This window comes from Peptoniphilus timonensis JC401 (genome assembly GCF_000312025.1).
Taxonomy (GTDB): domain Bacteria; phylum Bacillota; class Clostridia; order Tissierellales; family Peptoniphilaceae; genus Peptoniphilus_A; species Peptoniphilus_A timonensis.
This window is the reverse complement of record NZ_HE978596.1, coordinates 1-25,673: the sequence shown is the minus strand read 5'-3', so window position 1 is coordinate 25,673 and position 25,673 is coordinate 1. Positions and strand designations below refer to the sequence as shown.

General features: G+C 31.7%; 26 protein-coding genes, 1 other RNA gene and 2 pseudogenes. 26 read left to right on the top strand and 3 right to left on the bottom strand.

Annotated elements, in window-relative coordinates; genetic code table 11:
* Positions 1 to 2 precede the first annotated feature (2 nt).
* Positions 3 to 509 (top strand): phosphatidylglycerophosphatase A family protein, encoded by a 507-nt coding sequence (locus tag HGPT_RS06850; protein ID WP_172633951.1) that lies wholly within the window; start codon positions 3 to 5, stop codon positions 507 to 509.
* Here HGPT_RS06850 and HGPT_RS06845 read toward each other — a convergent pair.
* Positions 494 to 1,153: a Crp/Fnr family transcriptional regulator gene (locus HGPT_RS06845; protein WP_245544177.1), complete on the bottom strand. Its 660-nt coding sequence runs from the start codon at positions 1,151 to 1,153 to the stop codon at positions 494 to 496. The genes HGPT_RS06850 and HGPT_RS06845 overlap by 16 nt on opposite strands.
* A gap of 116 nt (positions 1,154 to 1,269) precedes the next feature.
* On the opposite strand from HGPT_RS06845, the gene HGPT_RS06840 reads away from it, so the two are divergent.
* From HGPT_RS06840 to HGPT_RS10105, 11 genes and pseudogenes are all read left to right on the top strand, one after another.
* Complete coding sequence (locus tag HGPT_RS06840; RefSeq protein ID WP_005957852.1) at positions 1,270 to 1,542, top strand: NAD(P)H-dependent oxidoreductase subunit E; 273 nt, start codon at positions 1,270 to 1,272, stop codon at positions 1,540 to 1,542.
* A 13-nt stretch (positions 1,543 to 1,555) separates the two neighbouring features.
* The gene (locus HGPT_RS06835; protein ID WP_019139099.1) at positions 1,556 to 3,061 is read left to right on the top strand and encodes a 4Fe-4S dicluster domain-containing protein; all 1,506 of its coding nucleotides are present in this window, start codon (positions 1,556 to 1,558) and stop codon (positions 3,059 to 3,061) included.
* Between the two features lie 104 nt (positions 3,062 to 3,165).
* Positions 3,166 to 3,594 (top strand): 50S ribosomal protein L13, encoded by a 429-nt coding sequence (rplM, locus tag HGPT_RS06830; RefSeq protein ID WP_019139098.1) that lies wholly within the window; start codon positions 3,166 to 3,168, stop codon positions 3,592 to 3,594.
* Positions 3,595 to 3,606: 12 nt separating this feature from the next.
* Positions 3,607 to 3,999 carry a 30S ribosomal protein S9 gene (gene rpsI / locus HGPT_RS06825; RefSeq protein WP_019139097.1) on the top strand — a complete coding sequence of 131 codons (393 nt, stop codon included), beginning with the start codon at positions 3,607 to 3,609 and terminating at the stop codon, positions 3,997 to 3,999.
* A 219-nt stretch (positions 4,000 to 4,218) separates the two neighbouring features.
* The gene (locus HGPT_RS06820) at positions 4,219 to 4,554 is read left to right on the top strand and encodes an AbrB/MazE/SpoVT family DNA-binding domain-containing protein (protein ID WP_019139096.1); all 336 of its coding nucleotides are present in this window, start codon (positions 4,219 to 4,221) and stop codon (positions 4,552 to 4,554) included.
* On the top strand, positions 4,547 to 4,840 hold the full coding sequence (locus HGPT_RS06815) for a type II toxin-antitoxin system RelE/ParE family toxin (protein WP_019139095.1): 294 nt from the start codon (positions 4,547 to 4,549) through the stop codon (positions 4,838 to 4,840). Before HGPT_RS06820 ends, HGPT_RS06815 begins: the two co-directional genes overlap by 8 nt.
* A 131-nt stretch (positions 4,841 to 4,971) precedes the next feature.
* Positions 4,972 to 8,398, top strand: a pseudogene (locus HGPT_RS06810) (pyruvate carboxylase).
* Between the two features lie 63 nt (positions 8,399 to 8,461).
* Positions 8,462 to 8,764: a PspC domain-containing protein gene (locus tag HGPT_RS06805; RefSeq protein ID WP_019139094.1), complete on the top strand. Its 303-nt coding sequence runs from the start codon at positions 8,462 to 8,464 to the stop codon at positions 8,762 to 8,764.
* Between the two features lie 105 nt (positions 8,765 to 8,869).
* A complete protein-coding gene (gene recD2 / locus HGPT_RS06800) occupies positions 8,870 to 11,065 on the top strand; it encodes an SF1B family DNA helicase RecD2 (protein WP_019139093.1) in 2,196 nt (731 codons plus the stop codon).
* Positions 11,046 to 11,309 carry a hypothetical protein gene (locus HGPT_RS10110; RefSeq protein WP_019139092.1) on the top strand — a complete coding sequence of 88 codons (264 nt, stop codon included), beginning with the start codon at positions 11,046 to 11,048 and terminating at the stop codon, positions 11,307 to 11,309. The genes recD2 and HGPT_RS10110 overlap by 20 nt, the downstream gene beginning before the upstream one ends.
* Positions 11,310 to 11,331: 22 nt before the next feature.
* Positions 11,332 to 11,649, top strand: a complete 318-nt coding sequence (locus tag HGPT_RS10105) for a ComF family protein (RefSeq protein WP_019139091.1) — start codon at positions 11,332 to 11,334, stop codon at positions 11,647 to 11,649.
* Here the strand turns inward: HGPT_RS10105 and HGPT_RS06790 are convergent.
* Entirely contained in the window at positions 11,646 to 12,569 is a 924-nt protein-coding gene (locus HGPT_RS06790; RefSeq protein ID WP_019139090.1) for a YihY/virulence factor BrkB family protein, read from the bottom strand. The two genes, HGPT_RS10105 and HGPT_RS06790, sit on opposite strands and share 4 nt — an antisense overlap.
* An 81-nt stretch (positions 12,570 to 12,650) precedes the next feature.
* Between HGPT_RS06790 and HGPT_RS06785 the strand changes: the two are divergent.
* From HGPT_RS06785 to HGPT_RS06770, 4 genes and pseudogenes are all read left to right on the top strand, one after another.
* A pseudogene (locus HGPT_RS06785) lies at positions 12,651 to 13,342 on the top strand (response regulator transcription factor).
* On the top strand, positions 13,342 to 14,559 hold the full coding sequence (locus tag HGPT_RS06780) for a sensor histidine kinase (RefSeq protein WP_019139089.1): 1,218 nt from the start codon (positions 13,342 to 13,344) through the stop codon (positions 14,557 to 14,559). Before HGPT_RS06785 ends, HGPT_RS06780 begins: the two are co-directional and overlap by 1 nt.
* A gap of 120 nt (positions 14,560 to 14,679) precedes the next feature.
* Positions 14,680 to 16,752 carry a glutamine synthetase III domain-containing protein gene (locus HGPT_RS06775; RefSeq protein ID WP_019139088.1) on the top strand — a complete coding sequence of 691 codons (2,073 nt, stop codon included), beginning with the start codon at positions 14,680 to 14,682 and terminating at the stop codon, positions 16,750 to 16,752.
* Between the two features lie 8 nt (positions 16,753 to 16,760).
* Complete coding sequence (locus HGPT_RS06770) at positions 16,761 to 18,359, top strand: CTP synthase (RefSeq protein WP_019139087.1); 1,599 nt, start codon at positions 16,761 to 16,763, stop codon at positions 18,357 to 18,359.
* Between the two features lie 38 nt (positions 18,360 to 18,397).
* Here HGPT_RS06770 and HGPT_RS06765 read toward each other — a convergent pair whose 3' ends face one another.
* Positions 18,398 to 19,198 carry an NAD(+)/NADH kinase gene (locus HGPT_RS06765; RefSeq protein ID WP_019139086.1) on the bottom strand — a complete coding sequence of 267 codons (801 nt, stop codon included), beginning with the start codon at positions 19,196 to 19,198 and terminating at the stop codon, positions 18,398 to 18,400.
* 75 nt (positions 19,199 to 19,273) lie between these two features.
* Between HGPT_RS06765 and HGPT_RS06760 the strand changes: the two genes are divergently transcribed.
* The 10 genes from HGPT_RS06760 to HGPT_RS06725 all read left to right on the top strand — a co-directional run bounded on the left by HGPT_RS06760 (position 19,274) and on the right by HGPT_RS06725 (position 25,547).
* A complete protein-coding gene (locus HGPT_RS06760) occupies positions 19,274 to 20,170 on the top strand; it encodes an RluA family pseudouridine synthase (RefSeq protein WP_019139085.1) in 897 nt (298 codons plus the stop codon).
* Between the two features lie 34 nt (positions 20,171 to 20,204).
* Positions 20,205 to 20,390: non-coding RNA, 6S RNA (ssrS, locus tag HGPT_RS08915), on the top strand.
* A gap of 111 nt (positions 20,391 to 20,501) precedes the next feature.
* Positions 20,502 to 21,059: a YtxH domain-containing protein gene (locus tag HGPT_RS06755; RefSeq protein WP_019139084.1), complete on the top strand. Its 558-nt coding sequence runs from the start codon at positions 20,502 to 20,504 to the stop codon at positions 21,057 to 21,059.
* A gap of 18 nt (positions 21,060 to 21,077) precedes the next feature.
* Entirely contained in the window at positions 21,078 to 21,572 is a 495-nt protein-coding gene (locus tag HGPT_RS06750) for a hypothetical protein (protein WP_019139083.1), read from the top strand.
* A gap of 59 nt (positions 21,573 to 21,631) precedes the next feature.
* Positions 21,632 to 22,117, top strand: coding sequence for a diacylglycerol/lipid kinase family protein (locus HGPT_RS10100; protein WP_245544176.1), 486 nt, complete (start codon positions 21,632 to 21,634; stop codon positions 22,115 to 22,117).
* Entirely contained in the window at positions 22,101 to 22,526 is a 426-nt protein-coding gene (locus HGPT_RS10095) for a diacylglycerol/lipid kinase family protein (RefSeq protein WP_245544175.1), read from the top strand. The genes HGPT_RS10100 and HGPT_RS10095 overlap by 17 nt, the downstream gene beginning before the upstream one ends.
* Before the next feature lie 10 nt (positions 22,527 to 22,536).
* On the top strand, positions 22,537 to 23,547 hold the full coding sequence (locus HGPT_RS06740; RefSeq protein ID WP_019139082.1) for a LacI family DNA-binding transcriptional regulator: 1,011 nt from the start codon (positions 22,537 to 22,539) through the stop codon (positions 23,545 to 23,547).
* A complete protein-coding gene (locus HGPT_RS06735) occupies positions 23,544 to 24,071 on the top strand; it encodes a LuxR C-terminal-related transcriptional regulator (RefSeq protein WP_019139081.1) in 528 nt (175 codons plus the stop codon). The genes HGPT_RS06740 and HGPT_RS06735 overlap by 4 nt, the downstream gene beginning before the upstream one ends.
* 136 nt (positions 24,072 to 24,207) lie before the next feature.
* Positions 24,208 to 24,990: a putative ABC transporter permease gene (locus HGPT_RS06730; protein WP_019139080.1), complete on the top strand. Its 783-nt coding sequence runs from the start codon at positions 24,208 to 24,210 to the stop codon at positions 24,988 to 24,990.
* 32 nt (positions 24,991 to 25,022) lie between these two features.
* On the top strand, positions 25,023 to 25,547 hold the full coding sequence (locus HGPT_RS06725) for a ClbS/DfsB family four-helix bundle protein (protein WP_019139079.1): 525 nt from the start codon (positions 25,023 to 25,025) through the stop codon (positions 25,545 to 25,547).
* Positions 25,548 to 25,673: the final 126 nt, after the last annotated feature.

The following is a 25,673-nucleotide window of genomic DNA, read 5'->3' as shown; positions in this document are numbered from 1 at the left end:
TGATGAAAAATAAAATTTATAAATATGATAGTGAAGAACTTTATCAGCACACAATTTCTAGATTAAAGGATTTTGGTGTTGAATTAATAGAGATAGCAAAGCTTGTAAAAGAATTGCAAGGTAATTATATTGAAGATTTAAGCCTAGAAAGATGTCTTGAAAGTGTAGAAAGTGTAATAAGAAAAAGAGAATCCATTCACGCAATTTTAACAGGTCTTGCTCTTGATGACTTGGCAAATGACGGAAAATTACCAGAACCTATTCAATCTATAATTTCTGATGACGAAGGTCTTTATGGGATAGATGAAATTTTAACTCTTGGAATTGTAAATATGTATGGAACTATTGGTCTTACAAATTTTGGTTATCTTGACAAGAAAAAAATTGGGATAATCAAGGATTTAGATGAAAAGAAAAAAGTGGAAAGGGTAACTACTTTTGCAGACGACTTGGTGGCAGCAATTGCTGCAGCTGCATCTGCAAGAATAGCCCATCAAAATAGAGAATAATTATAAAATACGGAAGGTCTTGTTGTCATAGTCAATGAGACCTTCTTTTTTAATTTGGAAAGTTCACGAGAAAGAGATGAACGGTTTAGATTCAAAAATTGTGCAAGCTCAGTTATATTAAAGTCGATTGTAAAGTATTTTGAATTATTTTTCCTAGATTCATTGGACAAAAAGTAGAGTATTTTCGAACGAGAATCTGGTAAACTCAAGAGGTTCAATTTGTCACGCATAAATAAATTTTTGTTAGCCAAAATCTTAATTAGATTATCTTGAAGTTTTTCCTTTGAAGATAAATTTGATGACTTATAAGATAAATAGTCAAAGAAGACAATTTTTGCATCCGAGCTAGAGATAACTGAAAGGGGAATTTCGTCTACATTTTTTATTAGAACTGACTCTGCGAAAAGAGCAGGTGCAGATAGTTTTGATAAAATTGTTTTATTGCCAAAGGCATCTTCTATTGCTAAATCAACTTGACCACTTAAAAGAATTCCAAAATAATTTATTTCATCGCCAATATTAAAAATAATTTTCCTATTTTTATAAGTTTTTATATCCGATAAAAAATTTTCTATTTCTTTTAATTGGTCTTCATCAAAGTTATTAAATAGCTTTAAATTTTGTAAAATCTTTAGGTCTTCCATGTCACACCTCGACTATATTGTAACACTATTAATAAGATTATTATAAAATAATTATAATGATTGAAGATGTGATTGTTAAATGTTAAACTATCATTATAGAGTGAAGAGGAGGATATATGAAAGTTACTATTTGTATGGGTGCTAGGTGCACTCTTATGGGAGCAAATGCTATTTATGATGCAGTAGAGTACTTACAAGATCATTTGTGCGGACCAGAGTCCGAACTATGTTCTGCTGAAAATTTGGAAGTTGAATTTGCACATTGTCTTAATTATTGCAAGATTCACAACAACGAAGCATCACCAGTTGTCATTGTAGATGATGAAATTATGCTAAAGGCTACTGCACAAGAAGTAAGTGCAAAAATAATTGATAAATTAAGAATATAAGTAAGGGGAAAAGATGAAAGAAATTTATGGAACACTTGTCGACATCAGAAGAAGAGTTTTTGCTGAAGTTGCAAGAATTGCCTATAATGATTTAGATATTTCTGCCTTAGAAGAGTCCAGCTACAAAATTGTACCTGGCGAAGTGGCGAAATACAGATCTGATATCTTTAGAGAAAGGGCAGTTGTCGATGAAAGACTTAGACTAGCAATGGGGCTAGATGTTAGAGAGATTGGCGTATTTAAAAATGTAACTGACGGTTTTGATAAGGTTGATATTGATACAAATGCTTATGAAAAACCACTAATTAATGTTATAAAGTTTGGTTGCGAAGCTTGTCCAACTAAGGCTTTTTATACAACAGATAATTGTAGGAAATGTCTTGCACATCCTTGTATAAATGTTTGTCCTGTAAATGCCATTTCTATGGGTAAAAATAGAACTATTATTGATACAGATAAATGTGTAAAGTGTGGAAGATGTAAAGAAGCTTGTCCATATAACGCAATTGTAAAATATGAAAGACCATGCGCCGCTGCTTGTGGGGTCAATGCCATAGATTCAGATGAATTTGGCAGAGCAGACATAGATCATGACAAGTGCGTTGCTTGTGGAAGATGTATTGCAGAATGTCCTTTTGGAGCAATATCTGATAAGACACAAATATTCCAACTTATAAAGGCAATAAAGTCTGGCAAAAAAGTTTACGGAGCCATAGCACCTTCATACATAGGACAGTTTGGTGCCAACACTTCTGCAAAACAAATAATAGAAGCAATAAAGCAACTTGGCTTTGTAGATGTAATTGAAGTAGCTCTTGGAGCTGACCTTACAACTCTACATGAAGCAAAAGAATATCTAGAAAGAGTGCCTAATGAAATACCTTTCATGGGTACAAGTTGTTGTTTCTCATGGACTCTCATGATAAGAAATGAGTTCCCAGAATTTTTCGAACAAGTTTCTGACTCTGGTTCACCAATGAGATATACAGCAAATCACATAAAAGCAAAGGATCCAGATGCAGTAGTTGTATTTATTGGACCTTGCACATCTAAAAAATTAGAAGCCCTAGATACAAAAGTAAAATCTGATGTAGATTTTGTAATTACTTTTGAAGAATTAATGGGAATGTTTGTTGCAAAAAATATTGAACCATCAGAAATTGTTGTTGAAGAAGAAGTTGATGATGGTTCAGCACTTGGTAGAGGTTATCCAATAGCTGGTGGTGTTGCTGAATCTGTAAAGACAGTGGCAGAAAAATTAGAACCAGAAAAAGATATTCACATTCAAGGTGCTCATACACTTTCGGAATGTAAAAAAATGTTACAAATAGCCAAGGCAGGAAAGCTTGATGGATATCTATTAGAAGGTATGGCATGTCCTGGTGGATGCGTAGCAGGTGTGGGAACAATAGCTTCTGTAAATAGAGTTAAGAAGCAAATTGAAAAGTTCAAGAAAGAGTCAACATATCCTACTCCACTTGAAAATATTCACATCGAAAAAGAAAGAGAAAGTATTTAAAAAAATCCCCATAAATATTGACAAATTAGACTCTATAGTCTAAAATATGTGTCATGTTTAAAAAGCCCCGGAATAATTTTTAAACTATTTAGGAGGAAAATTCATTGAAAAGCTATATGGCTAAAGCAGATGAAATTGAAAGAAAATGGTATGTAATCGATGCTGAAGGAAAAGTCCTTGGTAGACTAGCATCAGAAGTTGCAAGTATTTTAAGAGGAAAGAAAAAACCTATCTTTACACCACATGTGGACTGTGGAGACTTTGTTATTGTTATTAACGCTGACAAGGCTGTATTGACAGGAAACAAACTAAATCAAAAAATTCATGCATATCACACTGGATATCCAGGCGGAAGAAAAGAAATTGTATATGCTGAAATGATGGAAAAAAGACCAGAAAAAGTTATCGAACTAGCTGTTAAGGGTATGCTACCTAAAAACAGACTTGGCAGAAAGATGATTAAGAAACTAAAGGTTTATGCTGGTAATGAACATCCACATGAAGCCCAATCACCTGAAGTTTATGAATTTTAATTGGAGGTAAGAATGGATACTATACAATACAGAGGTACTGGAAGAAGAAAAAAATCCATCGCCCAAGTTAGACTTCTACCTGGCAATGGAAAATTTACTATTAATGGAAAAGATATTGAAGAATATTTTGATTTTGAAACTCTAAGAACAGTTGCAAAAGAACCACTTGAACTTACTGATACAGAAGCATCTTTTGATGTAATTGTTAAAGTAATTGGTGGTGGATACTCAGGACAAGCAGGAGCTGTAAGACACGGCGTTGCTAGAGCTCTACTAGAAGTAGATCCTGAATACAGATCAGTTCTTAAAAAAGCAGGATACTTGACAAGAGATCCAAGAATGAAGGAAAGAAAGAAATACGGTCTTAAAAAGGCTAGAAAATCTCCTCAATTCTCAAAGAGATAATTTTATATCATTTTACAAAGACTCTGGAAACAGGGTCTTTTTGTTTGCCCTAAAAAGTTTTTATTTGCAAATTGATGGTTGGTTATGCGACCATTTGCCAAAGAAAAAGAGCATAGTGAACTTCGATTTGTAGCAGATGTCTGCTCTTGCCCTAAATTTTTAAAAAGGAATTAATTGACAAAAAGTTAAACAATGTTTATACTAAACTTAGGTGATATTATGAATATAACTATAAAAAAATGGGGCAATTCTCAAGGAATTATTTTACCTAAATTAGTTTTAGATTCCCTTGGCTTTGGCATAGATGATAATTTGGATCTAGAAATTCAAAACAACAAAATAGTTTTATCCAAAACTCGAGAAAACTTTGAAGATTTTTCTGATTTAATTCTTGAAGATTTAATAAAAGAAGGTTATGAGGGCGATGAGCTTTTGATGGAATTTAAAAGAATTAAAAATAATTTTCCTGAAGCTATAAAAAATCTTAAGAAAGATTTATTAAAAGAATATGAATCTGGAGAAATGTTAGATTACGAGGAACTTTTTAATGACTAAACTTTTACTTTCTAAATCCAGTCAAAAATTCATAAAGAAATTAAAGGACAAGAGTCTAAAAAATAAGATCAAAAATGGTTTAGACAGAATAAAAGATGATTACAAAGTAGGAGAAAGAAAAACAGGAGACTTAAAAAATTTTTGGTCTTTGGATGTTTTTTACAACAAGACTAATTATGAAATTTGTTATGAAGTAATAGAAGATGATGACCTTGTTATTATTGTTGTCATGATTGGCACGAGAGAAAATTTTTATAAAGAGTTAAAACGATATATTAGAGATTAATTTTTAAATTAAATAATATAAATTTTAGGGACCATGTCAGGTCCTTTTTTGATTTTCAAAACTTTATGCATTACTTCTACACTTTAGTCTATATTTGTTGTATAATAACTAAAACTAAAAGGGAGGAAATTATGAAGAAGTTCAAAAGAATTTTAGTAGCAAATCGTGGAGAAATTGCAATTAGAATATTTAGAGCAGCAAGAGAAATGGGGATTCGCTCAGTTGCTATTTATTCTGAAGAAGATAGACTCGCACTTTTTAGGACTAAAGCTGATGAATCTTATTTAATTGGCAAAGGAAAATCACCTTTAGATGCTTATCTAGATATTGATGAAATTATAAAGCTTGCTAAGAAAAAAGGTGTAGACGCAATTCACCCTGGTTATGGATTTTTGTCTGAAAATCCTGAATTTGCCAGAAAATGTGAAGAAGAAGGAATTACCTTTATTGGACCAAAATCAGAAGTTATGGAAAAACTTGGAGATAAAATAACTTCTAAAATTGTGGCAAAAGAAGCTGGTGTTGCCACTATTCCAGGTATTGAAAAACCAATTAGAAATGAAGAAGAAGCTCTTTTATTTGCAAAATCTTGTGGCTATCCTGTAATGATTAAGGCAGCTGCAGGTGGTGGCGGAAGAGGAATGAGAATTGCTGAAAGTGAAAATGAACTTTTGGAAAAATTCCAATCTGCAAAAAATGAAGCAAAAAAAGCTTTTGGAGATGATTCAATGTTTATTGAAAAATATCTTCACAAGCCAAAACACATTGAAGTACAAATTTTGGGAGATGAATTTGGAAATATTGTTCACCTTTATGAAAGGGACTGTTCAATCCAAAGACGTCATCAAAAAGTTATAGAATACACTCCGGCTTTTTCTCTACCTGTGGAACTTAGAGAAGAAATTTGCCAAGATGCACTAAAGATCGCAAGATCTATTGGATATTCCAATGCTGGTACTGTTGAATTTTTAGTAGATTCTAAGGGCGATCACTATTTCATTGAAGTAAACCCAAGGGTTCAAGTTGAACACACTGTAACAGAAATGGTGACAGATATTGATATAGTTCAGTCACAAATCCTTGTTGCCATGGGTTATAGACTTGATAGTGAAGAAATTGGCATCAGTGGACAAGATGCAATTGATCACAGAGGATTTGCCATCCAATGTCGTGTGACTACAGAAGATCCTCTAAATAATTTTATGCCTGACACAGGACAAATTAACTTATACAGATCATCTTCAGGTTTTGGTGTTAGACTTGACGGTGGAAATGGATTTACAGGAGCAGTAATTTCTCCTTATTATGATTCACTTCTTGTAAAAGTTATAACTGAAGCAAGAACTTGGAAGGACACTATAAGAAAGGCAAAGAGATCTCTTTCTGAATTAAAAGTAGGTGGAGTTAAAACTAATATAGGTTTCTTACTAAATGTTTTAAATACCAAGGAATTTGAAGAGGGAACTTGCGATACTGGTTTTATAGAAGAACATCCAGAATTATTTGAAATAAAATCTTCTAAGGATAAAGAATTAAGACTTATGAAGATTATTGGCGATAGAGTTGTAAATGACTCCAAGGCTCTTGAAAAGAACTTTGATGTTCCACAAGTTCCATCTTTTGAAAAGAAAGAATTTAAAGGATATAAGCAAATATTTGATGAACTTGGACCTGACGGAATAAAGGATCATATTTTAAATGAAGAAAAAACTTTTATTGACAGATACAACTATGCGTGATGCTCATCAATCACTTATGGCTACAAGAATGAGGACAATTGATCTTGTTAAAATTGCTGAAGCACTAAACTACAACATGGATAAATTATTCTCTGTTGAAATGTGGGGTGGAGCAACTTTTGATGTTGCTTACAGATTCCTTCACGAAGATCCATGGGAAAGACTAAAGATATTGCGTGAAAAAATGCCAAATATGCTTTTGCAAATGTTGATTCGTGGCAATAATACAGTTGGTTATAAAAATTATCCAGACAATGTTGTAGTTAAATTTATTAAAGAATCTGCAAAAAATGGAGTGGATTTATTTAGAGTTTTTGATTCGCTAAATTGGCTAGATGGAATGAAACTTTCCATAGATCAAGTTCTTGAAAATGGAAAAATTGCTGAAGCAACAATGTGTTATACTGGAGATATTTTAGATGAATATAGAGATAAGTATTCTATAAAATATTATGTTGATTTTGCAAAAGAACTTGAAAAAACTGGTGCACAAATTCTTGGAATAAAGGATATGTCTGGTTTATTAAAACCTTATGCAGCTAAAAAATTAATTAAGAACTTAAAAGAAGAAGTTGGTCTTCCAATTCACCTTCACACTCACGATACAACTGGCAATGGTGTTGCCACAATCTTGCAAGCTACAGAAGCTGGTGTTGATATAGTTGACACTGCAGTTAATTCCATGAGTGGACTTACTTCACAACCTGCCCTAAACTCTGTTGTAGCTGCTCTTAAAAATACTGAAAGGGATACAGAATTAGACCTTGATAAGGCAGAAGATATTTCAAAATATTGGGCTGCAGTAAGACCAGTTTATGCAAATTTTGAATCTGATTTAAAATCTGGAACTACAGAAATTTATAAATATGAAATTCCTGGTGGACAATATTCAAACTTAAAACCACAAGTTGAAAGTTTTGGACTTGGTCACAAATTTAAGGATGTAAAGGAAATGTACAAGCGTGTCAACGAAATGGTGGGAGATATAGTAAAAGTAACGCCATCTTCAAAAATGGTTGGTGACTTTGCAATCTTCATGGTTCAAAATGAACTTACTCCAGAAAACATCCTAGAAAAGGGAAAAAATTTAGACTATCCAGATTCTGTAATGACTTACTTTAAGGGAATGATGGGTCAACCTTATGGAGGATTCCCAAAAGATCTCCAAGATATGATTTTAAAGGGAGAAAAGCCAATTACAAAAAGACCTGGTGAACTTCTAGAAGATGAAGATTTTGATGCAATTAAAAAACACTTAGAAGAAAAGGGGATAGATCCTAGTGAAGAAGATATAATTTCTTCAGCTCTTTATCCAAAAGTTTTTGATGACTACATTGACTATATAAAAGAAAATGGAGAAGTCACAAGAATTGGATCTGATGTTTTCTTCCACGGTTTAATGGAAGGTGAATCCACAGAAATTTCTCTAGAAGAAGGAAAAACTTTAATCGTAAGTCTAATTGAAATTGGAAAACTTTTGGAAGATGGTACTAGAAATCTAACTTTCGAAATAAATGGATCAAGAAGAACTTTAAACATAAAGGACGAAACTGTAAAAGCTGCAGACAAATTTGCAGAAGAAAAAATTTATGCTGATCCAAAGAATGAAAAAGAAGTTGGATCATCTATTCCAGGAAAAATCGTAAAAGTTCTTGTTGCTGAAGGCGATGAAGTCAAAAAGGGAGACAGCTTATTTATTGCAGAAGCCATGAAGATGGAAACAAATATTGTTGCAAATATAGCTGGAAAAGTTAAAGACATCACAGTAAGAGAAGGCGACATGGTTGAAAGTGGAGAACTTCTTTTGAACTTTGAATAAAAGACCTCTCCTTGGGTAAATTATTATAAATAGATTTACCACAAATTATAAAGGAAGTGTAATATGAAAAAGCTTTACAGATCTAGAGATGACAGAATTTTAGCTGGAGTTTGTGGCGGTATTGCAGAATACTTTGGTATAGACTCTACTATTGTAAGAATTATAACTTTTCTATTAATTGTGCCAGGTGGACTTAGCATTTGGGCTTATATTGCCCTTGCCATCATAATTCCAAATGAACCTTATGGAAGAAGTATTGATGAAAGTTATGGAGAAAAGTTTAAGGATACTTACAGTGACGATTACGAAAATTATACAGAAGAGTATCAAAGACAAAACAAAGAATCTGACGAAGATTTTTATTGAGAAAGGGGTCCCAGGGGCCTCTTTTTTATTGCAATTTAAAGGTCTAGAGAAATATTTCTGTATAAAAATTCAATTACTTGGTACAATTATTAAGAGGTGTTTTAATTGATTATTCTTGAAGGCATTGTGGAAAGAATTATTTTTAGAAATGAAGAAAATGGCTACACTGTTGCAAAAATAAATTCGACAGATGGAGACCTTGTAATAGTGGGCTCTGCCACAATCTTTAAGGAAAATTTAAAATACAAATTTACTGGAGATTTTACATATCACAATAAGTATGGCGAACAATTTGCCTTTACAGAATTGGAAGAAGTTTTGCCAGAGGGAGAAGCTGCTATTATTTCTTACCTTTCAAGTGCAATGATCCCTCATGTGGGAGAAAAAATGGCAGAGAGAATCGTCGATGAGTTTAAAGACGAAACTCTAGATGTAATAGAAAATCATCCAGAAAAACTTTTATCAATTAAGGGAATTGGAAGAAAAAAATACAAGGATATAAAAGAAGCCTTGGACAAGCAGTATGCAATGAGAAAGATTTTTCTTCACTTTTCAAAATATAATTTGCCAGCTTCAGTTATTTTAAAAATTTATAAAGAATATGGAGACGAATCCATAGATATAGTCATGAAAAACCCCTACGATTTAATTGGAAGAGTGAGAGGTCTTGGATTTAAGAAGGCAGATGAAATTGCTGAGTCCATTGGAATTGAAAAAGATTCTGATTTTAGAAAGCTTGCAGGATTAAAATATGCCCTAATGCTTGCAAATAGAGATGGTCACACTTATCTTCCTCTAGAAAAGTTAATTAGAGTTGGAGAAAAAATTCTTGGAACAAGTTTTGATGACACAGCTGATATTGCAAGAACTTTAACTTTGGAGAAAAATTTTTTTGTTGAAAGAGATGGGGACAATTACAACTGCTATATAGCTAGGTTTCTTGCTGCAGAAAATTATGTTGCTGGTAAGTTAAATGATTTAAACATTTCCTTTGAGGAAGAAATTGATGAAGAAATTGATATAGATAAAAAAATTAAAGACACTGAAAAATTTAGAAATATTAAGCTGTCAAAAACTCAAAGAAAAGCTGTAAAAGATGCAATAAATAAGGGAGTCTTTGTTATAACTGGTGGACCAGGAACTGGAAAGACAACAACTCTAAAAGTGTTAATTGATATTTTTGAGTCCATGGATAAAGAAATAAAATTGGCTGCACCAACAGGAAGAGCAGCAAAGAGAATGAAGGAGCAAACTGGAAGAGAAGCCTTTACAATTCACAAACTTTTGGAAATTGGATTTGGAGAAAATATTGCTTTTTCAAGCCTTGAAGAGCTTGATTGTGATGTCTTGATTTTAGATGAAGTTTCTATGGTGGATATTATTTTGATGGAAACTCTCTTAAAATCAATAGAAAGTCCCACAAGATTAATTTTAGTAGGAGATAAAGACCAACTTCCATCTGTAGGAGCAGGAAATGTCCTTGCTGATATTTTAGATTCTGGAGTTATAGAATCGGTAAATCTTGAAGAAATTTTTAGGCAATCCGAAGAGTCAATGATAGTAAAAAATGCTCACTTAATAAATAAGGGAGATATGCCTATTTTAAATGTTGGCGACTTTTTTATGATTTCCGAAAGAGGAGAGGTAAAGGGTCTTGGGATTATAAAGGACCTTGTAAAAACTAGGTTGCCAAATTATTTTAATGTTTCGACTTCTGATGTTCAAGTTTTAACACCTACTAAAAAGGGAAGACTTGGGACTATTAATTTAAATGAGGTTCTTCAAGATCATTTAAATGAAAGTCAAGAATATATAGAATTTCTTGGGAAAAAATTTAAGCTTGGAGATAGAGTTCTTCAGACAAAAAATAATTATGAATTGGAATCAAAACTTGAAAATGAATTTTATGAAGACAAGCAAAAAGGTGTATTTAATGGTGATTTAGGCTATATTTCAAAAATTGATAAAGAAAATAAAAAAGTCACTGTTATTTTTGACGATGCAAGAAGTGTGGAATATTCAAAAGACAACTTAGACGAGCTTGCACTTGCTTATGCCATGACAATACACAAGTCACAGGGAAGTGAATTTCCTGTAGTTGTAATTCCAGTATACAGGGCAGCACCAATGCTACTTACCAGAAATTTAATTTACACAGCTATAACCAGGGCATCAAAGGCAGTTGTACTCGTGGGAATAAGTGATTATCTAGTTAAGATGATTGAAAACAACAGGACAGTAAAAAGATATTCTAATCTTTCTAAGAAGTTGAGGGAACAAAATGAAATTAAGAGAAATTAGCTGTCCTCTTTGCGGAAGAGTAACTGAAGAATATGGCTTGTGTGATGAGTGTATGAATTTAATAAATAAAGATCCTCACTATTATTATGATATTGATGGACTTGATGATTTAATAGTTGCATCAACTTATTCTGGTCTTATGAGAAGATTAATAATAGATTTTAAATTTAAGGGCAAGCTTTCTTATGGAGAAATAATTTCAGAAATAATGCTTGAAAAAATTCTAGGAAAAAAATTTAAATAAAGAAGTCATAAGCTTTGTTCCCATGCACAGGAAAAAAGAGAGGGAAAGAGGATACAATCAGTCAGAGATTTTGGCTAGAAAAATAGCAAAGTCTTTGGATTTAGACTGCATAGATGTTTTTCAAAAAGTAGTGGATACAAAATTTCAAGTGGGTCTTGAGAAATTAGAACGTGAAGATAACTTAAAAGATGCTTTTGTCGTAAAATCATCTCCAAAAGAAATAATTATAGTTGATGATGTCATAACCACTGGGGCAACTATTGCTGAACTGACAAAAATGGCGAAAAAGGCTGGCATAAAAAAAGTGACTGCACTAATTGCAGCCACAGAAATTGCTTAGATTTGTAGATTTTTAAAGATTGAATCGTGTCTTGGCCAAAGGCTTAAACTCTTAAAGTTTTTCATGGAATAAAGAGTTGCATTTATCTCTGCACCAATTAAGATAATTATTGACAATAAATATATCCAAATAAGAAAAACTATAATACCTCCAAGGGATCCGTAAGTTATGGAGTATTTTCCAAAGTTTGATACATAAAATCCAAATACAATAGAAACTATAATAAGTCCCAGTGTGGAAAAAATAGCTCCAGGAAGAACTCCCTTAAAAGTCACCATATTTTCTCTACTATTTGAGGGAGAAAATTTATACAAAAGCATAAAAGTTACCAACATATAAATAAGAGGTATGGCATTTTTTGCTATTCTCCAAATTTTGTCAAAATAATTATTTCCTATGCCCAAATAATTCATTACATTTTGATAAATAATTTCGCCAAAAATTTGTGTAAATATTAGCATAAAAAACATTATTATAAGAGAGAATGTAAAGAAAAGAGCAATTAGTCTTAATTTTACGAAGCCTCTTTTTTCATCAAATCCATAGGATGAGTTTATTATTTTAATAAGCTTAAAAACTGCTGTTGAGGCAGTAAAAAGACCTGCCACAAAGGATATAGTGAAAAATGAGCCGGAAGAGGACATGTGAAGTTCATTTAAAAAATTTCCGACGATTTCTTGAATTTCACTTGGCAAGACCTTTAGGAGAGAATAAATATATTCCGGATCTAAGATTCCTGAAAAATTAATAGCATTAATTAAAGAAATCAAAAAGGGGAATATTGATAAAACTAAAAAATAAGTTAGGCTTCCTCCATAAGAGAGTGTGTCATGGTCTAAAACCCTATATATTAGTTTGTCAAAAAAAGTAAAGACCTTATTGTCTTTTGCTTTGTCTATAAAATTATTTATAACTTTCATTAAACACCTCTTTTGTATTATATATTAAATGTCATATGATAACAATTAATTAAATGATAAAATAGAAATAAGGGTGATACTATGAACTATAACATATTAGTCTCAGATGACGAAAGAGATATTCTAAATGCAATAGAAATATATTTAAAGGCAGAAGGCTATAGAGTTTTTACTGCAGGAAATGGACAGGAAGCTTTAGAAATAATGGAAAAAATGAAATCCACCTTGCCATAATTGACATAATGATGCCTGTAATGGATGGGATTTCTCTGATTATGAAGATGAGAGAAACTACTAATATTCCAATTATTGTACTTTCAGCAAAAAGTGAAGTTACAGATAAAATTGTGGGCTTAAATGTAGGTGCAGATGACTATATAACAAAACCTTTTAATGCAGTAGAACTCACTGCAAGAGTTAATTCTCTTATTAGGAGATATTTTTCTCTAGGAGCATCTGATATAAAAAAAGGTGATTTAAAAATTGGAAGGCTTAGCATTTATGATGAATCAAAAGAAGTTTATGTTGAAGACGAAAAAGTTAGCTTAACTCCCTATGAATACAAAATTTTATATCTACTTGTAAAAAATCCTGGAAGAGTTTTTTCTTCTAATGAAATTTATGAGAGAGTTTGGGAAGAGGAAGCTATTGATGTTAGGAAAATTATTTCTGTTTACATTTCTCACTTGCGTGACAAAATTGAAATCAATCCAAGAAAGCCAGATCTTATAAAGTCAGTTTATGGCATGGGTTACAAGATTGAGGCAAAGTGATGATATCAGATTTTTGGGATTTTTTAAAAAGTCTAATAATAGATTTAACTGATAGGGTTTTTGTGGAAAATATTTTTGTATCCTCTGTAATTATTTTTGAACTTTTTAACCTAAATAAGTATTTTATTCTATCTTGGTCTGTGACTATTTTATTTATTTTCTTAAAAATAAAAAGAAAAAAACTTATAGATACAATTTTTACTTACAACCTCTATAAATACAGAAGATTTAAAAATTTTAGACTTTTTGGGACCTTAAATGTAACTTTAATAATTTTATACATACTTTTTTATAGTTTAATAACAAGAGATATTATCCTCTTAAATGTACTTCTCTTTATAATTCTTCGTGCAGTTATTATTATGGAAGTTCAGTTTGCTCAAAATACCCTATCTATTGAACTTGTGGAATCAATTCTCTATGGTTATGATTTTGAAATTCCAAAACCCTTTGAAAATGAATATCTAGATAAAATTACTGTCTTAATGGAAGATTTCAAAAGACGTGACAGAATAAGACTTGAGGAAAATTTTAGGTCTGAAAGATTTAAGGTAGATTTAATTACCAATATTTCTCACGATTTAAAAACACCCCTTACTTCTATAATTAATTATGCAGATCTCTTGTCTAAAAAAGATGAATTTGATGACGAAGCAAAAAAGTTTGTGGAGATTTTAAAGAGAAATTCTACAAGATTAAAGGATTTAATAGTGGATTTAGTCTTTGCATCAAAAACTAGTACGGGAAATCTTTCTGTGGAGAAATCTTTGGTGGAATTAAATGAAATGATTCTGCAAATTTATGGAGATTACGACTCTCTTTTCAAAAAGAAGGACTTGGATTTTTCTTATAAGTCAGCAAATGATGAAATTCTAATTTATACTGATGTAAATTTATTTGTAAGAATCGTTGAAAACTTATTTTCTAATGCAGCTAAACATGCAAGAGCAGGCACAAGAGTCCTTGCAGGAGTAATAGAAACTGAATCTACAATTGAATTTTATGTAAAAAATATTGTAGATGAAAAATTAAACATGAATTCTGATGAACTTTTTGAAGAACTTTTAAAGGCAGACAGATCAAGACATTCTGAAGGGTCAGGTCTTGGACTTAACATAGTAAAAAACCTTGCAGAAATCCTTGGAGGCGAAGTAAAAGTTTCAATTCATGGTCAGTGGTTTGATGTTCACGTCCTACTTTTGAGAGATTCTGACTAATTATATTTTATTGACAAAGAACTTAATTTGAAATAAAATAAAAAGAAACCACAGGTTTTTCATAATGGCAATTTTAATTAATTGCCATTTTTTTGTTTTTATTTTTAAATAGGGGGAAGTATGATAGAAGAATTTGGAATTAAAAGTTTTAATAAGAAGAAGATGAAAGAATCACTACCCTATCCAATTTACTTAAAGTGGAAGGATGCCCTTAGGAATGAAAAAGACCTGGACAGAGAAACGGCAGACGCTATTGCCCACGCCATGAAGGATTGGGCACTGAAAAATGGTGCGACTCATTTTGCCCATTGGTTCCTGCCCCTATCAGGTCACACTGCAAAAAAACATGAAGCTTTTTTGTCTAGGACTTCTGATAATGAACCAATTAATAGATTTTCTGGCAAGGAACTTGTAAAGGGCGAACCTGATGCTTCATCTTTTCCTAGTGGTGGAATGAGGTCTACTTTTGAAGCAAGAGGTTACACTTATTGGGACTTAACAGCAAATTCTTTTATTATTGGAAATGTTCTTTATATTCCCACTATTTTTATGTCCTATAAGGGAGAAAAACTTGACAAGAGAGGACCCTTAATTGATTCTACAAAAATTTTAAGTGATGAAGGCACAAAAATTGTAAACTTGTTTGAAAAAGATGAGTATGCTTACAGGATGAGAGTCAAGGTTGGTCTTGAACAAGAATTTTTCTTAGTTGATAAGGAAATTTGTAAAAAGAGAAGTGACCTTAAAAATATAGGCAGGACTATTGTTGGAGCTTTGTCACCAAAGGGACAAGAATTATCAGATCATTACTTTGGTCAAATACCAGCAAGAGTAGAAAAATTTTATAAAAATGTTGATGAGAAACTTTGCCAGCTAGGCATTTATTCTGAAGCAGAGCACAATGAAGTTGCCCCAAATCAATTTGAAATGGCAATTTTATTTGAAAATGTAAATGTTGCTATTGATGATAATCAACTCCTCATGAATATTCTAAAGGAAACTGCCTTAGAAAATAATTTGGTATGTCTATTTCATGAAAAACCCTTTGATGGAGTAAATGGATCAGGTAAGCACAACAATTATTCTATTGTCACAAATTATGGATTAAATGTTTTTGATCCAGGGGATGAACCTTATAATAACAATGTCTTTTTATTATTTGTTGCAGCAATTATTGAAGCCACAGACAAGTACCAAAGTCTACTTAGGGTAAGCGCATCTTCAACTTCTAATGATTTTAGGCTTGGTGCAGATGAAGCTCCACCGGCAATAATTTCTTTATTTTTAGGTTCTGACTTGGAAGAATTATTTATGGATATAAAAGAAGATATTGAATACAAAAATGAAGACAACAATATTTTTAGGGGCTACAATCTTTTAAGCGTTCCTATGGATTCAAGTGACAGAAATAGAACTGCAGCAGTTGCTTTTACTGGCAATAAGTTTGAATTTAGAATGCTTGGTTCTTCAAAGACAGGTTCAGATTTAAATATTGCTCTTAATTGTGCCATGGCTGATTCTCTTTCAAATTTTTATGAAAGTCTGAAAGATTTTCAAGATGATAAATTAAAACTTAGAGAAAAAACTCTTGAACTTGTAAGAAATGTTATGAAAAATCACGACAGAATAATTTGTGATGGAGATAATTATTCTGAGGATTGGAAAGAGGAAGCCAAGAGAAGGGGACTTGCAAATCACAAGACTTACTTTGATGCTTTAGTTTCTCTAAGGGATTTTGATTTTAATGATATTTTTATCAAGAGAGGAATTTACACAGAAAAGGAAATTAAAGCGTCTTATGATGTTAACCTTGAAGAAGTTGTAAATTATCATAATCTTGAGGCAAAAGTCATGTCATCTATGATAAATAAAGATATTATTCCCATGGGAATGGCTGAATTAAAAGACATTTCAGAAATTTTAAAATTTAAAAACAATGAAAAACTAAGTGCCAAGTATGATAAAATAGATAAGATGATTACAGACTTACTTGAATCAGAAGATGAAATAGAGCTTCTTCTTGAACATTCAAATAAAATAGATGATATTTATAAAAAGGCAGAGTATGTTGAGAGAAATATTGCCACAAAATTATTTGCTACTAGAAAAATTGCAGATGAAATGGAAAAATTAATCTCAAGAAAGAACATGACTTTGCCGTCTTACGAAGATATTTTTAATTCACTAAGCTAGGAGGAACTATGACTAAATTTATATTTGTTACAGGTGGAGTTGTTTCAGGAATTGGAAAGGGAATTTCTGCAGCAAGTATAGGAAGACTTTTAAAGGACAGAGGTTTATCTGTATTTATGCAAAAATTCGATCCTTACCTAAATGTTGACCCAGGAACAATGAGTCCCTACCAACATGGAGAAGTTTTTGTTACAAAGGACGGAGCAGAAACTGACCTTGATCTTGGTCACTATGAGAGATTTATTGACGAAGAACTTACTAAGGGAGCATCAATTACAACTGGTAAAGTATATTCAACAGTTATTGCCAAGGAAAGAAGAGGAGACTACGATGGTGCAACTGTGCAAGTAATTCCTCACATAACAAACGAAATAAAAAATGCAGTTTATAAAGCTGCAAAGGAATCAGGAGCAGATGTTGTAATAACTGAAATTGGTGGAACAGTAGGTGATATCGAATCTCTTCCATTTTTAGAAGCAATAAGACAAATTCACTCAGAAAACAAAAAATCTGATGTATTATTTGTTCACACAGTTCTTGTTCCAAATATTCCTGGTTCAGATGAATTAAAGACTAAACCAACTCAACACTCCTTTAAGGAACTTATGTCAAATGGAATAAAAACAGATGTAATAATAGTAAGATCCAATGGCATTGTTACAGATGATTTAAGAGAAAAAATTTCTCTATTCTGCGACGTTCCAGTAGAAGCAGTAATTCAATCTACAAATGTTGAACTTATATATGAAGTTCCCCTAGTTTTCCACAATCAACACTTAGATGATTATATTTTAAAAGAACTTGATTTAGAAGATAGACCAGCTTCCAAAGGCAAGTGGAAAGAAATGGTGGAAAGATTTAAGGACGTAAAGGGCGAAATAACTATTGGTCTTGTTGGCAAATATGTCAGTCTTCATGATGCATATCTTTCTGTAACTCAAGCTTTAACTGATGCAGGATGTGAAAATGGCTACAAGGTAAATATTGAGTGGATAAATTCAGAGGATATTGAAAAAGATGACAAAGTTCTCGAAGGACTTGATGGAATAATTGTGCCAGGTGGATTTGGTTCTCGTGGAACTGAAGGAATGATATTGGCAAGTAAATATGCTCGTGAAAATAATATTCCTTATTTTGGAATTTGTTATGGAATGCAAGTTGCTCTTATTGACATAGCTAGAAACAAACTTGGTCTAAAAGATGCAAACTCAACAGAAATAAATCCAAATACAAATTATCCAATAATTGACCTTTTAGAAAATCAAAAGGATATAAAAAATGTTGGTGGAACATTAAGACTTGGAAATTATGACTGTACTATAGAAAAAGATTCTCTTGTTTATGATCTTTATGGAGAAGAAAAAATTAAGGAAAGACACAGACATAGATATGAATTTAATAATGACTTCAGAGGAAAGATTAGATCAGCTGGTATTGTATTCTCAGGCATTAATGAAGATAAGGACCTTGTTGAAATAATTGAATTAAAGGACAGCGACTTCTTCCTTGCATGTCAATTCCACCCAGAATTTAAGTCAAGGCCAACAAAAGTTCATCCACTATTTAATGGCTTTATAAAAGCAGCAATAAAAAAGAAAAATAAATAAAAAAATAAAAAGTCCTAAGTTTTGAACTAGGACTTTTCTTATAGGAACTTGTCTTTTAAATTATCCCAGTAGGAATTATTTGAAAAGACAAGTTTTTTTATTGTTTTGTTTGACAGTCTAATATTTACTCTGTGCAAGTTGTTGAAAAAATATTCTGAGCCGTCAACTAAAAGCAGATTAGAATCCTTATATCTCTTTTCGACGACTAGGGAAATTGTGTGAGCTCCAGGCACTATTACTGAAGAACCAAGAGACCTGTAGGCTGCAGAGTTAACTGGAGATATGGGAGTCATCTGCAAGACGTGAAGACTTGGATATACTATCGCTCCTCCTGAAGAAAAGTTGTAGGCAGTGGATCCCGATGGAGTTGAAACTAAGATGCCGTCTCCAGAAAATTTTTCAACATGATTTCTGTCAATAAAAACATTCATGTGAATAGTTTTTGAATGTGCTGCTTTTAATACAACTTCATTTACAGAATAAAATTTGTAGACCTTATTTTTGGTATAAATGTCAGATCTAAGTAGTTTTATATCGTCAACTTTGTAGTTTCCGTTTTTGTAATCTTTTACGAACTCTTCGATTTCCTCTGGCTTTATCTCTTGATAAAAACCAAGATGTCCTGTATTGATGCCGACAAAGGGCATTTCAGGAAAATCATTTTTGTGAATGGCTTTTATAAAAGATCCGTCACCACCTATGCAAATAGAGAGTTCTGCATTTTTTTTAAAACCGTTGAAAGGTTCGTATCCATATTGAGTTAAAACTTTGTGCAAATTTGTGGCAGTTTTTTTAGATTCATAATTTGCATTTGTAAGAATATTTATAATTTTTGACAAGGTTAAACCCCCTTGATTTTTTTCTCTATTATTTATATTATAAACGAATAAAGTCACGTTGACTAGAGGTGTAAAATGTATAGATTAAATTCCAAAGACTTTTTAAATTTTAAATTCAGCGGAAATTCAGCTGACAAAGTAAAAGTTAATGACTTTTTAAAGGAAAAGGGAGTTTCTTCAAGATTAATTAGAAAGTCTGTTAAAGCTGAAAATATTTATCTAAATTCTAGGCTAAATAAGAAAAATAAAGTTTTAAAAAGAAATGATATTGTATCCCTTAGATTTCAAGATGAAGAGCCCAATGGTAAAGTAGAATATAAAGATCTTGATATTTTATATGAAGATGAAGATCTTGTTCTTGTAAATAAGGAGCCCTTTATGGTTACTCATACAGCAAAGGACGACAGTGAGGGAACCCTTCTCAATTATATGTTGGGATATTTTGAAAAAAATGATATAAAAAGAAAAGTGAGATTCATAAATAGACTTGATAGAGACACCTCTGGAATTGTCCTTGTAGCCAAAAATGCTTTTGCTCAAGATAAAGTGACAAGTGAATTCGAGAAAAATGTTGAGAAAAAATATATTGCAATAGTTGAAGGAATTCTTGATGAAAAAGAAGGCACAATTGATGGACCAATAGCAACAAGTGAAGATGGTATAAAAAGAGAAGTTAATTATGTAATAGGAAAAAAATCTCTCACATCTTATAAGGTTTTAGAAGAATATGAAAATATGAGCCTTCTTCTTCTTACTCTTCATACTGGAAGGACTCATCAAATAAGAGTTCACATGGCACACATTTCTCATCCGGTTTTGGGAGATAGTCTTTATGGATCTAAATCTGATTTAATAAATAGACAGGCCCTTCATTCTTATTCTTTAAAATTCAAGCTTCCAAGAAATAATAAAGAGATAGAAATTTGTGCAAAGCTTCCCAAGGATTTTTCATTTTTCCCCTCTACTTATTGAAAAAGCACTTTCATTGCGTTATAATTTAATTAAGTAAATTCTGCGATGTGCGAAGAATGCCTACTTAATTCAACCGACAAATTTCACACGGGAAACTGTGTATAAGCGTCCTATGACAAGCCGTCTTTGAGCGGAAGTCAGAATACGCTATCAAGTTTTTTTACCCACCATGGTAACTGGCGGGTGTGAATTAACTAGGTGTCGGCATTGCGGATTTTACTATTATTATTTTAGATTTTTTATTTTATTTCAAAAATACATAAATGATGTGATTAATTTGAGTATTGTGGGGTAAGATATTATAAAATAAACAATACAAAGGAGAATTATTATGGGATTATTCGATTATTTAGAAGAAAAAAGAAATCAAGCAGTTAGAAGAAGAAGACTTAGAGAAATTTCAAAAGTTGGTACTGGACTTGCTCTTGGAGCACTAGGTGGTATTTTATTTGCACCACAAGAAGGTAAAAAAACTCGTGAAGAAATTGCAAATAAGTCTAAAGAAGCAGCTAACCAAGCATTAAATGCAGCTAATGACGCAAAAGACACTATTGAATTTAAGGCTTACCAAGCTGGCGAACAAGCTAAAAAAACTTATGCTGATTTAAGAGATAAAGCTACACTTAAAAAATATGAACTTGACGAAGATGTTGAAGTAGCAAAGGCAAAAGCTAAAGCAATTGGAGAAGTTGTTAGAGCTGGTGCTGAAGATATTAAATATGATGTAAAGAATACAACAGATGAAGTTAAAGAAACTGCAGAAGACGTTAAAGAAGATGTAAAAGAAGGCGCTAAAGACGTTAAAAGAGAAGCAAAAAAATCTGCTGACAATGTAAAAGATTCTGTTGAAGAAACAAAATATAAGGTAGAAAAAGAAAAAAGAAAATAAGAATAGGAGGTATATAGTATGTTAGATCAAGCATTTACTATAGGTGGCCTACTTAGTTTCTTACTTTATGTAGCTGGAATAGCTGCACTAGTGGCACTGTTTTTAGTGCTTATTAATGTATTTAAAGTTTTAAAAAATGTTAATGAAATTGTTGAGAGAAACCAAGGAGAAATTGATCACACTATAAAGACTGTCCCTACAATTATGGATAATGCCAAGGACATTTCTACAAATGTGAATTCAATTTCAACTGATGCTACAAAACTTGTAAATGATGTAAAACCAGAAGTTGAAAGATTAGTGTCAACAGTTGGAACTGTTTCAGACACTGTCAATGGTATTACAAGACAAGTCGATGATACTTCTTTAAGAGTGTCAAATACAGTTATGAATATATCAGATGTTATTTCTGATACAGCAAAAACTATTTCACTTAGTTCAAATAACGCCATCGACTATTTTTATATTTTAAGAGAAGTTGCAAAGACTGTTAAAGAAGTCTTTCTAAGATAATCTAGGGACGGAGTTATTGCTTCGTCTCCTTTTATTTTTATATTAGGACAGAGGAAAAGATGAAGAGAGTTAAAATTATTGCTAATCCCAATTCAGGTAGAGGGACAGCGCTTGGCAAAATATTAGATCTTATAAAGTTAATGAGTAGGGACAAGTATGAAATTGAGCTCTTGTTCACCCATGAAGAGGGTGATGGAACTAGGTTTGCCTATAATTATTCTGGCGAAGACTTTATTATATGTTCTGGTGGAGATGGAACAGTAAATGAAGTTGTAAATGGAATCTATCTTTCAGGAAGGGATACTCCACTTGGAATTCTTCAAAGTGGGACTGTAAATGATTTTGCAAATGCCCAAGGTTTGCCAACATCTGCAAATGCTTTTTATAAAATGATAAAAAATTATAAGACTAAGACAATTGATCTTGGGCTTGCTGGAGATAGAGCCTTTATAAATGTTGCTGCTGGTGGAATGTTAACAGAAATTGCATACACAGTTCCTGCAGAAAAAAAAGGCAACTCTAGGAGATATGGCATATTATCTTGAAGGCGCCAGAGAACTTTTGGAAAAGAAAATTTTCAGATATCAAAAAAGTTTAAATTTTTATGTTGAAAGTGAAGAATTTACTGGGACAGTAGAAGGGCTTTTATTTTTAATTACTAATTCAACTTCAGTTGGTGGTTTTAAGAGAATGGCACCTTTAGCTGATATTTCAGATGGATATCTAGATGTTTTAATTTTTAAGGGAATTAAGATTTCTGATGTACCAGAACTTTTTACATCTCTAATGGGCGGACGACATGTGGATCACAACAAGGTAATGTACTTAAAGACAAAAAATATAAAAATATCTAGTGATGAAGAACTTACGATAGATGTGGACGGAGAAAAGGCTTCAACACTTCCTATGACTTTTAAAGTTTTAGAAAATAAATTAAAAATAATAGTACCATAAGGAGGAAACTATGGCATCTACAATTAAAGACGTAGCAAAAATGGCAGATGTGTCCATTTCTACAGTATCAAGGGTAATAAATGACTCAAAACCTGTTAGCCCTGAGGCACGAAGAAGAGTCCTACACGCTATTGACGTTTTAGACTACAAACCAAATGAAGTAGCGAGAAGTTTAGTTACAAAAAAATCAAATTTAATAGGTGTAATTGTAGAAGACATTGGATCTAATTTTATTTCTCAAATCCTTAGAGGAGTAGAAGAAATTGGAAGAATGTACAAATACGACATACTTCTATCAAGCTCCTATGGTGATGTTGAATCTGAAATGAAATTTGCCAACCTTTTGGCACAAAAACAAGTTGAGGGTATAATTGTAATTTCAAATTTACATAATCCTAAACTTGAATATAAACTCGAAGAAAGTAAGATTCCTTATGTAATAATCTCTAATTTCTATGAAATTGAAAAATTCTCAACAGAAATTGACTATGAAAAAGCATCCTACGAAATGGTTAAGCTTTTAATAGAAAAGGGACATAAAAATATTGCTTCTCTTGCTATAAGAAAAGACTTCGACAGAACTTTTGAAAAGAAAAAAATCGAAGGATACAACAAGGCTATGGAAGAAGCTGGTTTAAAGAAAACAAATCTTTTTGTTGAAGGTTTAGAAGCAAGTGATGTAGAAGATGAAGAAGCTAACATTCTTGAAACTGTGAAAAAAGAAAATATTACAGCCGTCTTTACATCTTATGATACTCTTGCTATTCATCTTATGAATATTTTATTGGACAATGGTTACAAGACACCTGATGATATTTCTGTTACAGGTTTTGGCGGATCATATATTTCAAATATTTATAGACCAAAACTTACAACAGTTAAGGTTCCTTACTACGATATTGGGGCAGTTTCAATTAGAAAAATCTTAAAGAAAATTGCTAAAAAGGAAAGTGATTTATCAGAAAATCTTGTCCTTCCATCAGAAATTCTTGAAAGAGAAAGTGTAAAAAGTTTAAAATGATAAAAATTGCTCTCGAGACAAAAAGTGAAATTATAAAAAGAGGACTTCAGAATATCCTAGAGGGATATGAAGTCCTTGATTTTTATGAAGATAAAGATAAGGATTTTGATCTTCTTATATTTGAAGACTTAAAATATCAAGAACTAAACATAGATAAAATAGCTTTAGTAGATGAAAAAAATCTTCCACTGATAATAGAGTGTTCCTTTTTGAGTTTTTGGGCATCAGAAGAAGAAGTTCTAGAAGCTGTAGATAAGACATTGAGAGGATATCTATATATAGAAGAAAGACTTAAAAAAGTAAAGAGAGAAAGAAACGAAAAATTTGAAAAGATAAAGACTCTTAACAAAAGAGAAAAGTACTTGTTAGAGGAAATAATTTTGGGAAAGACAAATAAAGAAATTTCCAGAGAAATTTTTGTCAGTGAAAAGACTATAAAGAATAATCTCACAGACCTTTACAAAAAATTAAATGTAAGTGGCAGAAGAGAAATTGTAAAAAAATACAGTCAAATAAAAGATTAATAGTTTATAATATGTTAGTAAGGCTAACATATTTTTTATTACAAAAAATTAAAAATAGAAAATTGAAAGTCTAAATAATTTAAGAAATATATCAGTAAAATCAAGGCACTAATGAGAATTTAGAAGTGGAGGAAAAATGGAAAAATACTTGTTGTTTTTTATGTACTTCTTTATCTACGCCTTCATAGGCTGGGTGGTAGAAGTGGCTTATCATGCCGTAACTGTGGGGAAATTTATAAATAGAGGATTTTTAGCTGGTCCCTACTGTCCTATATATGGATTTGGAGCAATATCAGTAATAATTTTCTTAACAGATATAGCTGAAAAAAATAAATTTGTTTTATTTTTTGGCTCAATGCTAATCGCAACCTTGATAGAACTAGTTGCAGGATTCTTGTTAGAAAAAATATTCCACGAAAGATGGTGGGATTACTCTCAAAAGAAACTAAATATAGGTGGATATGTCTGTCTTGAATTTTCAGTGATATGGGGTATGTTTTGCTTTTTATTATATGAAGCAGTTCATCCACTTATAAGTGATTTAGTAAATTTAATACCATTGACTGCTTTAAAATATATAGATATAGTCCTAGCAATAGTTATGTTAATAGATGTAATAGCAACAGTAAATACACTTATAGGACTAAACAAAGAATTTAGGGCAATAGATAAAATAAGTAAAGATATAAAGAAAGTTTCTGACAGAATTGGAGTTAGAGTCTACGACAGAACTGTTCAAATAGAAAATAGACAAGAAGAATTAAAGAAGAAAGCAGAATATATAGAACTTGAAGAAAGAGTTAAGGAGCTTAGAGAAAGAAGAGAAAGACTAGAAGAAAAGAGAATATTAAAGGCCTTTCCTAACTTGAAAAAGAATATAGAAGAAGCGCAAGAAGAATTTGCGGAAATAAAAAATTAATTAGAGATAACGAACACCTATAAAGGATAAATATGAAAGAATACACAGGTAAAGAAGAATTAAAAGAAGAAATCACTAAAGCCTATAAAAAGTATATTGAAGAATTTAGTGATATTGATGAAAAGTTAAAGGATCAAAAATTTGATGGAGTAGATAGAAGTCCTGCTGAAAATCTATCTTACCAAGTGGGATGGACAAGCCTTTTGTTAAAGTGGGAAGAAGATGAGAAAAAAGGCTTGGAAGTAAAAACTCCATCGGATAAGTTTAAATGGAATGAACTTGGAAAATTATATGAATGGTTTAATGAAACTTATTCCCATTTGTCCTTAGAAGAACTTAAAAACATATTAGACGAAAATATAAATAAGATCCAGAAACTTATAGATACTATGACTGAAGAAGAACTATTTAGACCACACATGAGAAAATGGGCTGATGGAGCAACAAAAACTGCAGTCTGGGAAGTCTATAAGTTTATACATGTAAATACTGTGGCACCCTTTAAGACCTTTAGGACAAAAATAAGAAAGTGGAAGAAATTATCTAAACTTAAATAGAAAAAACAAAAAATAAAAAAATAATAGTAAATACTATTGACAGACAAAAAAGAAAATAGTATCATATAACAGTTGTCAAAAAAGACAGCTGTTTTTAATTTTTAAGACAAAAAAAGATTTAAAAAA

Coding starts and splice junctions, on each gene's coding strand:
- HGPT_RS06850 (WP_172633951.1), top strand. CDS start 3: ATGAAAAATAAAATTTATAAATATGATAGTGAAGAACTTTATCAGCAC.
- HGPT_RS06750 (WP_019139083.1), top strand. CDS start 21,078: ATGTTAGATCAAGCATTTACTATAGGTGGCCTACTTAGTTTCTTACTT.
- HGPT_RS10105 (WP_019139091.1), top strand. CDS start 11,332: ATGCACAGGAAAAAAGAGAGGGAAAGAGGATACAATCAGTCAGAGATT.
- HGPT_RS06735 (WP_019139081.1), top strand. CDS start 23,544: ATGATAAAAATTGCTCTCGAGACAAAAAGTGAAATTATAAAAAGAGGA.
- HGPT_RS06805 (WP_019139094.1), top strand. CDS start 8,462: ATGAAAAAGCTTTACAGATCTAGAGATGACAGAATTTTAGCTGGAGTT.
- HGPT_RS06775 (WP_019139088.1), top strand. CDS start 14,680: ATGATAGAAGAATTTGGAATTAAAAGTTTTAATAAGAAGAAGATGAAA.
- rpsI (WP_019139097.1), top strand. CDS start 3,607: ATGGATACTATACAATACAGAGGTACTGGAAGAAGAAAAAAATCCATC.
- HGPT_RS10110 (WP_019139092.1), top strand. CDS start 11,046: ATGAAATTAAGAGAAATTAGCTGTCCTCTTTGCGGAAGAGTAACTGAA.
- HGPT_RS06780 (WP_019139089.1), top strand. CDS start 13,342: ATGATATCAGATTTTTGGGATTTTTTAAAAAGTCTAATAATAGATTTA.
- HGPT_RS06820 (WP_019139096.1), top strand. CDS start 4,219: ATGAATATAACTATAAAAAAATGGGGCAATTCTCAAGGAATTATTTTA.
- HGPT_RS06840 (WP_005957852.1), top strand. CDS start 1,270: ATGAAAGTTACTATTTGTATGGGTGCTAGGTGCACTCTTATGGGAGCA.
- HGPT_RS06740 (WP_019139082.1), top strand. CDS start 22,537: ATGGCATCTACAATTAAAGACGTAGCAAAAATGGCAGATGTGTCCATT.
- HGPT_RS06835 (WP_019139099.1), top strand. CDS start 1,556: ATGAAAGAAATTTATGGAACACTTGTCGACATCAGAAGAAGAGTTTTT.
- HGPT_RS06725 (WP_019139079.1), top strand. CDS start 25,023: ATGAAAGAATACACAGGTAAAGAAGAATTAAAAGAAGAAATCACTAAA.
- HGPT_RS06845 (WP_245544177.1), bottom strand. CDS start 1,153: ATGGAAGACCTAAAGATTTTACAAAATTTAAAGCTATTTAATAACTTT.
- HGPT_RS06770 (WP_019139087.1), top strand. CDS start 16,761: ATGACTAAATTTATATTTGTTACAGGTGGAGTTGTTTCAGGAATTGGA.
- HGPT_RS06760 (WP_019139085.1), top strand. CDS start 19,274: ATGTATAGATTAAATTCCAAAGACTTTTTAAATTTTAAATTCAGCGGA.
- HGPT_RS10095 (WP_245544175.1), top strand. CDS start 22,101: ATGGCATATTATCTTGAAGGCGCCAGAGAACTTTTGGAAAAGAAAATT.
- HGPT_RS06790 (WP_019139090.1), bottom strand. CDS start 12,569: ATGAAAGTTATAAATAATTTTATAGACAAAGCAAAAGACAATAAGGTC.
- HGPT_RS06755 (WP_019139084.1), top strand. CDS start 20,502: ATGGGATTATTCGATTATTTAGAAGAAAAAAGAAATCAAGCAGTTAGA.
- HGPT_RS10100 (WP_245544176.1), top strand. CDS start 21,632: ATGAAGAGAGTTAAAATTATTGCTAATCCCAATTCAGGTAGAGGGACA.
- HGPT_RS06815 (WP_019139095.1), top strand. CDS start 4,547: ATGACTAAACTTTTACTTTCTAAATCCAGTCAAAAATTCATAAAGAAA.
- HGPT_RS06730 (WP_019139080.1), top strand. CDS start 24,208: ATGGAAAAATACTTGTTGTTTTTTATGTACTTCTTTATCTACGCCTTC.